9 protein-coding genes and 2 pseudogenes are annotated in these 8,196 nt (G+C 37.4%); 8 read left to right on the plus strand and 3 right to left on the minus strand.

Annotated elements, in window-relative coordinates; translation table 11 throughout:
* Both AACY61_RS05105 and AACY61_RS05110 read left to right on the plus strand, forming a co-directional pair.
* Positions 1-402 (plus strand): annotated as a pseudogene (locus tag AACY61_RS05105) (hypothetical protein); the annotation flags it as partial.
* Between the two features lie 190 nt (positions 403-592).
* Positions 593-1,078, plus strand: a complete 486-nt coding sequence (locus AACY61_RS05110) for a hypothetical protein (RefSeq protein ID WP_339610509.1) — start codon at positions 593-595, stop codon at positions 1,076-1,078.
* Here AACY61_RS05110 and AACY61_RS05115 read toward each other — a convergent pair.
* From AACY61_RS05115 to AACY61_RS05125, 3 genes are all read right to left on the minus strand, one after another.
* Complete coding sequence (locus tag AACY61_RS05115) at positions 1,075-1,938, minus strand: hypothetical protein (protein WP_339610510.1); 864 nt, start codon at positions 1,936-1,938, stop codon at positions 1,075-1,077. The genes AACY61_RS05110 and AACY61_RS05115 overlap by 4 nt on opposite strands.
* A 71-nt stretch (positions 1,939-2,009) precedes the next feature.
* Complete coding sequence (locus AACY61_RS05120) at positions 2,010-3,137, minus strand: glycosyltransferase (RefSeq protein WP_339610511.1); 1,128 nt, start codon at positions 3,135-3,137, stop codon at positions 2,010-2,012.
* Positions 3,134-4,093: a hypothetical protein gene (locus AACY61_RS05125; RefSeq protein WP_339610512.1), complete on the minus strand. Its 960-nt coding sequence runs from the start codon at positions 4,091-4,093 to the stop codon at positions 3,134-3,136. The genes AACY61_RS05120 and AACY61_RS05125 overlap by 4 nt, the downstream gene beginning before the upstream one ends.
* Before the next feature lie 26 nt (positions 4,094-4,119).
* Between AACY61_RS05125 and ruvC the strand changes: the two genes are divergently transcribed.
* The 6 genes and pseudogenes from ruvC to AACY61_RS05155 form a co-directional block, all read left to right on the plus strand.
* A complete protein-coding gene (gene ruvC / locus AACY61_RS05130; protein WP_339610513.1) occupies positions 4,120-4,674 on the plus strand; it encodes a crossover junction endodeoxyribonuclease RuvC in 555 nt (184 codons plus the stop codon).
* A gap of 189 nt (positions 4,675-4,863) precedes the next feature.
* Positions 4,864-5,538, plus strand: a complete 675-nt coding sequence (gene mtgA / locus AACY61_RS05135; protein ID WP_339610517.1) for a monofunctional biosynthetic peptidoglycan transglycosylase — start codon at positions 4,864-4,866, stop codon at positions 5,536-5,538.
* A gap of 130 nt (positions 5,539-5,668) precedes the next feature.
* Complete coding sequence (gene hemW / locus AACY61_RS05140; RefSeq protein WP_339610514.1) at positions 5,669-6,796, plus strand: radical SAM family heme chaperone HemW; 1,128 nt, start codon at positions 5,669-5,671, stop codon at positions 6,794-6,796.
* A 91-nt stretch (positions 6,797-6,887) separates the two neighbouring features.
* Entirely contained in the window at positions 6,888-7,646 is a 759-nt protein-coding gene (locus AACY61_RS05145; protein ID WP_339610515.1) for a cyclase family protein, read from the plus strand.
* 73 nt (positions 7,647-7,719) lie between these two features.
* Positions 7,720-8,064, plus strand: coding sequence for a DUF4260 domain-containing protein (locus tag AACY61_RS05150; RefSeq protein WP_339610516.1), 345 nt, complete (start codon positions 7,720-7,722; stop codon positions 8,062-8,064).
* A gap of 44 nt (positions 8,065-8,108) precedes the next feature.
* Positions 8,109-8,196: pseudogene (locus AACY61_RS05155) on the plus strand (MmcQ/YjbR family DNA-binding protein); the annotation flags it as partial.

Genomic DNA, 8,196 nt, shown 5'->3' on the forward strand with positions numbered 1-8,196 from the left:
GAATATGATGATAAAAACCCTCAATCTCACTTTGAAATTTCTCAAGCTTATATGGCTTTGCACTATTATAACAAAGCCCAAAGACATCTTGAAATTGCCATGCTTCTCAAAGAGCCGCAAGTTGAAAAAGAATACACTGCTTTATTTGAACTTTATCACCGTCAAAAGAATTATAAAAAAGCGTTTGATATACTAAACAAGGCTTTCAAAATATATCCTGAAAACGAGTTTTTTATGTACAGACTTGCCACTACTTCAGACAACTTTTTTAATGACAAAAAAGCTGTTTTAAAACAATATGAAAGCTATATAAAAGCCCATGGGGAAAGAGGAAAATTTAGGCTTCTTGCAGCACAACGCATTGCAGACCTTAAGAAAGAAATTCACATGCAAACAGAATGATGTAAAAATTCATTAGAAACATCACTTATTTCAACATTACAAAAGCTTAGACAGAACCCTTGTGGTTTTATCTCCTTTTTAAGATTTTGTATTTGGAACCCCGCTAAAAGAGAATGGACACAAACACATTCATAAAACTTTTGCAGCATTTCCGTTAAAAAATTGTAATTTTCGTCCTTATTGCAATAGCATGAAAAAAGGGGTCATTATACTTTTATTAATCTTTATTTCCAGCTCGTGTGATCGGCTTTTAACTCCAAAAAAAACTTCGGAAGATTTTTTTAAAGAAGAACTAAAGTCCATCACTTGGGATGATGTAGATACCTACCCCTTGTTTTCAAATTGCAATGAAAGCGACACCAAATCACAACAAAAAGCCTGTTTTGAAACAACACTGCTCAAACACATTAGAAAACACATTCAAAAAGAGGAGTTTATTAGCAATGTCACTATTTCCGACACACTTTTAATTCATTTAGAAATAACCGGTAACAGTAAAGTTGAAATTATTGAAATAGAAGGAGATTCCTTAACCTTTAACTCGTTCCCAAAACTTCATAACCAACTAAAGGAAAGCATCAAAACATTGGAAAAAGTAGCACCGGCTCTAAAAAGGGGTGTGCCGGTAATTACCAGATTTACGGTCCCTTTACTTATTCAAACTGAATCTAATTAAAGCCTGAACTTATAACCCAAAGTGACATCCATTGAAAACTCATCATTGGTGTCATTGCCGGGTGAAACCAAATCATTAATCCCAAAGGTCAAATATCCGTTCCCTAATTTATAATCCATTCCCAGACCCAAACCAAGAGGTGCGTTGAGAGAAGTATTTTTTAACTCTTCAAGACCCTCAGAATTATTTTCGTCTAGAGTACTAAAAGTTAAGGTGAATAATTTTGCTTGAGCAAAAACAGCAAGGTTATCAGTATGTATAAACTTGAATCGATAGTTTAAAGCTACTTGGGAAAAAGTCAAATCATATTGATCCGCTGTAAAAGAATGTCTGAACTGAAACACGATAGCATGTCTCCTCAAAACCACATTATCTGTAATTTCAAATTCCAAACCGGCTAGAGGAGCAAACACATTTTCCGGATTTGTGGTTGACGTATTATTTGAAATTCCTGCAAAGACACCCAATCGGGTCTCCAGTTTAAATTCAGTTGAAGTTTCAATGAAATTATGATCTGCAAGTTTATTATATTGATTGACATAAGTGCGTAAACCGGGAAGAGTTAGATTGGTTTTTGAAACATCTACGGAATGGTCTGAAGTGAGTTGAATTAACGTTTGCTTGTATTCTTCCTGATACTTGCCGTTAACACGTGTGTTTTTCAACTCGGTAATCTCATTTTCCTTTTTGGTGAAATAACGGTACTCATTGTCTATCACGTTCCAAAGCAGCGTAAGGGGGCCTTCCACTTCGGTTTTAAGGGAATAAGTGTTTCCATTTACAGTATAGTTTTTTTGTGCAAAAGTGGTCGCCGTAAACAGACAAATAAAAAAGATGGGTAAATTTTTCAGGGCTTTCATTGTTTTAAAAATTAATAAACCATTGGTTTAGCATATTTTAAGCTAAGGTAAAAAATAAATCGAATAAAAAATCATTTTTTAAAAGTCCTCCCCTTCCATCGATAATTTCCAAACAATGCCCGAACACCAATATAAACCGATAAAATCGGATATAAAAACGCCATCAACCGTAAATAAAGCCAGTGAATCTCACGCTTGAAAAAGGTATTTACCTGATACACAAAAAGCTCATCAATGCCCCATTTCAGCAAAATGAGCATCAAAAAAAACAAACCGTTTTCTGATTGAATAAGCATCCAAAAAGCAATCAGTAAACTCACATTGGCCGCTAGCACAACGAAACCTGTAACTTTACTAAATTTATTTTTATATCCTGTAGTTTTTGCAGTCCACCGCACCCGTTGTTGCACCACAGCAGACCATTTTTTCTCTGTATTAGTATGAACAATCTGAGTTTTATTTTTCAAAAAATGGACCTCCCCCGGAAATGCAGCTTGCATTTTCTCCAGTAAAAACAGATCATCACCGCTGGCGATATGGTCATTCCCTTTAAATCCATTTACAGCCTCAAAAGCAGCTTTTTCATAAGCAAGGTGCGCGCCATTGCACATCAAAGGTTTTCCCATTCCAAAAGCACCCATTGTCACTCCCGCAAGTGTAAGACTTTCCAAAACCTGATAATGACTGATAAAAAAACGATTGTCAGGCAGCGCCAAAACAGGTCCGGTAATCAATTTTGAAGGTGTATTTTGAATGAACGTATCGAGATTTTTTAACAAATTTTCAGGAAGTGTACAATCGGCATCTGTAGTGAAAATCCAGTCATGCCTTGCTTTGGAAACAGCCAGTGTGATAGCATCTTTTTTTGGCGAACGGGTTTTCCTCTCATTATCAAGAATGACCCAACCAGAAGGTTCCCTTTTCAATATAAACTGCTGAATGATTACCACCGAAGCATCCTCTGATGCATCGTTGACAAATAGCACTTCCATAAATCTTTCAGGATATTTCAAAGCCACTATAGACTGCATCAATACCGGAAGATTTTCTGCCTCATTGCGAAAAGGAATGACTACGGTGAAGGTTGTTTTTTGGTTTGTCTTTTGAAAAGAAAATGTTTTCAGGCGAAAGAATCCAATGCCAAAGGAGACCATTAAAAAAGCATACAAACCAATGGATATAATGAGAAACCAAATCATTTTATAACCGGTTTTATAAATTTTTTAGTGTCAAACGAAAGGACAAAATAAGATCCTAATAGTGCGGGTAACATCGCATTCAATAGCCACATAATCAATACTGACAGTACTACAATTTGAGCAGGAATTGTACTAAAAACCAGAACCGCAACACTGCCTTTTACAGCAAAATCAAAAAGTTGTAAAACCGGCAAAGCACTACTAAAGAGATACATTACAAAAACCAAAGGCAAGGTCTCAATCCAAGATTCCGAGGTTAGTAAATATAATATAAAGAAAAATTGAAAAGAGAAAAACACATAACGCGCGCCACTGAAAAGTAGAATTTTAATACAGGCAGTTTTTGGGATGCTCTTTATAAAATCAGTTATTTTTTTGAGGGAAAACCCTTTAATTTTTAGGGTACTTACAGAAATCTGTCGCTTTCCCAAAAAAAGTAAAAGAAGCCCAAGACCCATAAGTAATAAATAACCTTCCAGCGACTGTGGGAAATTCCATTTCAGAAAGAAAAACAAACCTATAAATCCAAAAACCAAGGTTACACTCAATTGTGTCATATTCCCTAAAAAGTTTAAAAAAACAACCTTTTTTATCTGTTTTTTGCTAAAAAAGAGTGTTTTCGCTCCATATTCGCCCATTTTAAAAGGCGTAAATATTGATGAAGTGTGTGCCGTTAAAACCTGTTTGCTGCTTTCTGCAAGAGAGATCTTTTTCAATTTAGAGGCCAAAACCTGCCATTTAAAGATTTCAAATAACCAATTTAAAAAGGAAAGCGTTGCTAAAACAAGCATGTTTTCAATCTGAAACAAGGGAGAAGACCAGAAGTTTTCTATAAAACCTCCCACAGTAAAAATCTCTTGCGTGGATATTCTATGGTAAATAAAACCCAAAGCCGCAATTACCACAATTACTTTTAGCAGGACAAAGAGATATTGTTTAGATTTGTAAGTACTCATAAGTAGTAACCAAAGTACTATATTTCTTGAACACAGAAAAAATTATATTAGGCATCGATCCAGGAACCACTATTATGGGCTTCGGTCTCATCAAAGTGTTGAATAAAAAAATGTTGTTTATACAGCTCAACGAATTGCAACTCAAAAAATATGACGACCACTACGTTAAATTAAAACTTATTTTTGAACGCACCATCGAGCTCATTGACACACATCACCCTGATGAAATCGCCATTGAAGCCCCTTTTTTTGGAAAAAATGTACAATCTATGCTGAAACTGGGAAGAGCACAAGGCGTGGCTATGGCCGCCGGACTTTCAAGACAAATACCCATCACAGAATACTCCCCAAAAAAAATCAAGATGGCCATCACCGGCAATGGAAATGCCAGTAAAGAACAGGTCGCTAAGATGCTACAGAGCCTTTTAGAACTGAAAGAACTCCCCAAAAATCTCGACTCCACAGACGGACTCGCAGCTGCCGTTTGCCACTTTTACAATATGGGGAAAACCACCGGTGAGAAAAGCTATACCGGCTGGGGGGCGTTTGTGAAACAGAATGAGGGACGGGTAAAGAAATGAGGAATAGAGAATAGTGAATATCTAGAAGGTGAATGAGTGGTTTGGCTTCAAAATTTATAAGGGTGAAACACCAAAATTTTACATTCTATAAGAACTTAGCAACCATTGTTTCCAATTAGGACACTTGGAATTTAAATCAATAGAGATATTTTTTTCTGATATTTGCACAAAACTGACACTTTGAAAAAAATTTGGAGATTGACAAAGAGGATTATCATAATCCTGTTTATAGCGCAACTCGTTTATATTGTTGCCTTAAAATGGATTAATCCCCCTATTACCATTACCCAGTTTAAAAGTTTGACGTCTGGTGAAGGTTTAAAACGCGATTATATTTCATTTGAAAAAATGCCAAAATCCATTAAACTTGCAGCTATTGGTTCTGAAGACCAACTCTTTGCAACACATAACGGTTTTGACAAAAAAAGTATAGAAAAAGCTTTAGATTATAATAAGAAGAAGAAAGGAAAAAAAGTGCGTGGAGCCAGCACCATATCGCAGCAAGTAGCAAAAAACGTTTTTTTATGGCAAGGCAGGAGTTGGTTTCGTAAAGGAGTGGAAGTATATTTTACCTTTATGATCGAGACCATTTGGGGCAAAAAACGCATTTTGGAAATGTATTTAAATATCGCAGAAATGGGTGTTGGTGTATATGGTGTAGAAGCGGCATCTCAGCATTATTTCAATAAACCTGCTATAAAATTAACCCGAAATGAAGCCGCAAGATTAGCCGTTAGCTTGCCCAACCCAAAAAAGTATAGAATCAATCCGCCAAGTGCGTTTGTTGCTAATCGTGCCGTATGGGTAGAACGCCAAATGCGCAATATAGAAGGAGACCCAATGGTGAAAGAATTACTGGAATAGGCATTGAGTATGGAATTAATGGTGTTTGTTTTAAAGCCCTAATTTGGAATTAAGAAAATCAGGTCACACTCGTTAATTCAAAAAATGAAATATATATCCCGCACACCCTACTACTTTTAACCATACAACAATGTCAGGAATCTACCTCCACGTCCCCTTTTGCAAGCAAGCCTGTCACTATTGTGACTTTCATTTTTCTACCTCGCTGAAAAAGAAAACAGAGTTGGTTGAAGCGCTATGCCGGGAATTGGTTTTACGTAAAAACGAACTTCCCGGCACAGTGGAAACCATTTATTTTGGAGGAGGAACACCAAGCTTATTGACTTCCGAAGAACTCGCGCTTATTTTCAAAACCATTTATGAACATTACACAGTTGCTGAGTCTGCGGAAGTAACCCTCGAAGCCAATCCCGACGACCTGACGGAGGAAAAAATTAACCAACTTGCAAATTCACCAATCAACCGGTTGAGTATTGGCATTCAGTCATTTTTTGAAGAAGATCTAAAACTAATGAACCGTGCCCACAATGCGCAAGAAGCTGAAAAATGTCTCACTTTGGCTACAAAATACTTTAAAAACATTTCTCTCGACCTCATCTATGGCATTCCAGAAATGACTAATGACCGCTGGAAACAAAACATTGAAAAAGCACTCTCTTTTGGAATCCCTCACATATCCAGTTATGCGCTTACGGTAGAACCCAAAACGGCTTTAGAGACCTTCATTAAAAAAGGCATTGTTGCACCGGTGGATGACCAGGTCGCAGAAACCCATTTTCACACCTTAATTGATACGCTTTCGCAAAAGGGGTTTGTGCATTATGAACTCTCCAATTTTGGGAAAGAAGATTTTTTCAGCAAAAACAACACGGCTTACTGGCAGGGAAAACCGTATCTGGGCATTGGACCATCTGCACATTCTTATGACGGCAACAACCGCAACTGGAATGTGAGAAACAATACCTTGTACATTAAAGCCATTGAAAAAGGTGAACGCCCCTCAGAAACCGAAGCCCTTACTAAGACTGACCGTTATAATGAATATGTTATGACCGGATTGCGCACCATTTGGGGAGTTTCTGTAAACCGGGTTGAGAAAAATTTTGGCAGTATTTACAAAGAATATCTATTGAAACAAGCTCAAAAACACTTGGAAGAACACCTCCTCTTTTTGGACGGCGACATCTTGCTTGTAACTAAAAAAGGTAAATTTTTGAGTGATGGTATTTCGAGTGATTTGTTTTTACTAAATTTATAAGCTCTGCGCACATCTGTGAAATCAGCGGGAAATTTTAGCCCGCAGATCACGCTGATTATCGCTGATTATTTTCAAATATTATTTAATCCGAATGATTACAAAGATTTCCCACCAAAACAAAACTTACCCCATCGATTTATCAAAACCGCTGGATATTTCCATCCCACTGGTAGCCAGCAAAAAAAACCCCAATGCCTGGTATATCGACGAACCCAAAATTGAACCGGTTGAAGACGACGGCTGGATTGCCAAAGTGAGTGAAGGCGCCTCTATCAACTTCAATAACATTCAATTCAATCCGCATGCACACGGCACACACACAGAGTGTTACGGTCATATTTCTGAAGAATTTTACTCGGTGAACAAGGCGTTAAAACAGTTTTTCTTTCTTGCAGAAGTCATCACCGTCGCCCCGGAAACATTTGGCAAGGAGGACAAAATCATTTCAAAAAAACAAATCGAAAGAGCTTTAAAAGGAGCAACACCCCAAGCCATTGTTATTCGCACCATACCAAATACATTGGAAAAACGATCCAAACAATACTCGCATACCAACTGGCCCTATTTGCTAGAGGATGCCGCTTTATTTTTAAGGGAAATTGGCGTGGAGCATTTATTGATCGACTTACCTTCTGTAGATCGTGAAAAGGATGAGGGGGAGCTACTCGCCCACCGTGCCTTCTGGAATTATCCTGATAACCCAAGAAAAAACGCTACCATCACCGAGTTTATTTTCGTAAAAAATGACATTAAAGACGGCACCTATTTTTTGAATTTACAAATGGCCTCTTTTGTGAATGACGCTTCTCCCAGTAAGCCGGTGCTTTATGAGGTTTTGAGTGGTGAGTGAGTCCTGAGTTTGGAATTTGCATTGCTAACCGTAGGTTAACTGAAGGCTGGATACTTAAAAATTTGAAATTTATATGAATACAACCCTAAAACTCGAAGAACTCGCATTATTTCTCTTCGGCATATTTCTTTTTGCGCAATTACCTTTTGCCTGGTGGTGGTTTTTGATTTTAATACTGGCACCTGATGTTGGAATGCTTGGCTATGTTTTTGGAAACAAAACCGGCGCTTTTACTTACAACCTTTTTCACCATCGCGGGATTGCCGTTGCGGTTTATTTGATTGGGATTTATTTACAATCAGAAATCACGCAACTCATCGGGGTAGTACTGTTCTCCCACGCCGCAATGGACAGGATATTTGGGTATGGCTTGAAATATGAAAAAGGATTTAAGTATACACATTTGGGAGATCTTTAGAAAGTCACTCACTGACTCACAAACTCAATAACACACAAACTATAATGAATATCGAGCAATACCGCAACTACTGCATCAGCAAAAAAGGCATAAGCGAACACTTCCCTTTTGATAAAGATGTGCTGGTGTTCA

It is taken from the genome of uncultured Planktosalinus sp. (genome assembly GCF_963973675.1).
Taxonomy (GTDB): domain Bacteria; phylum Bacteroidota; class Bacteroidia; order Flavobacteriales; family Flavobacteriaceae; genus Planktosalinus.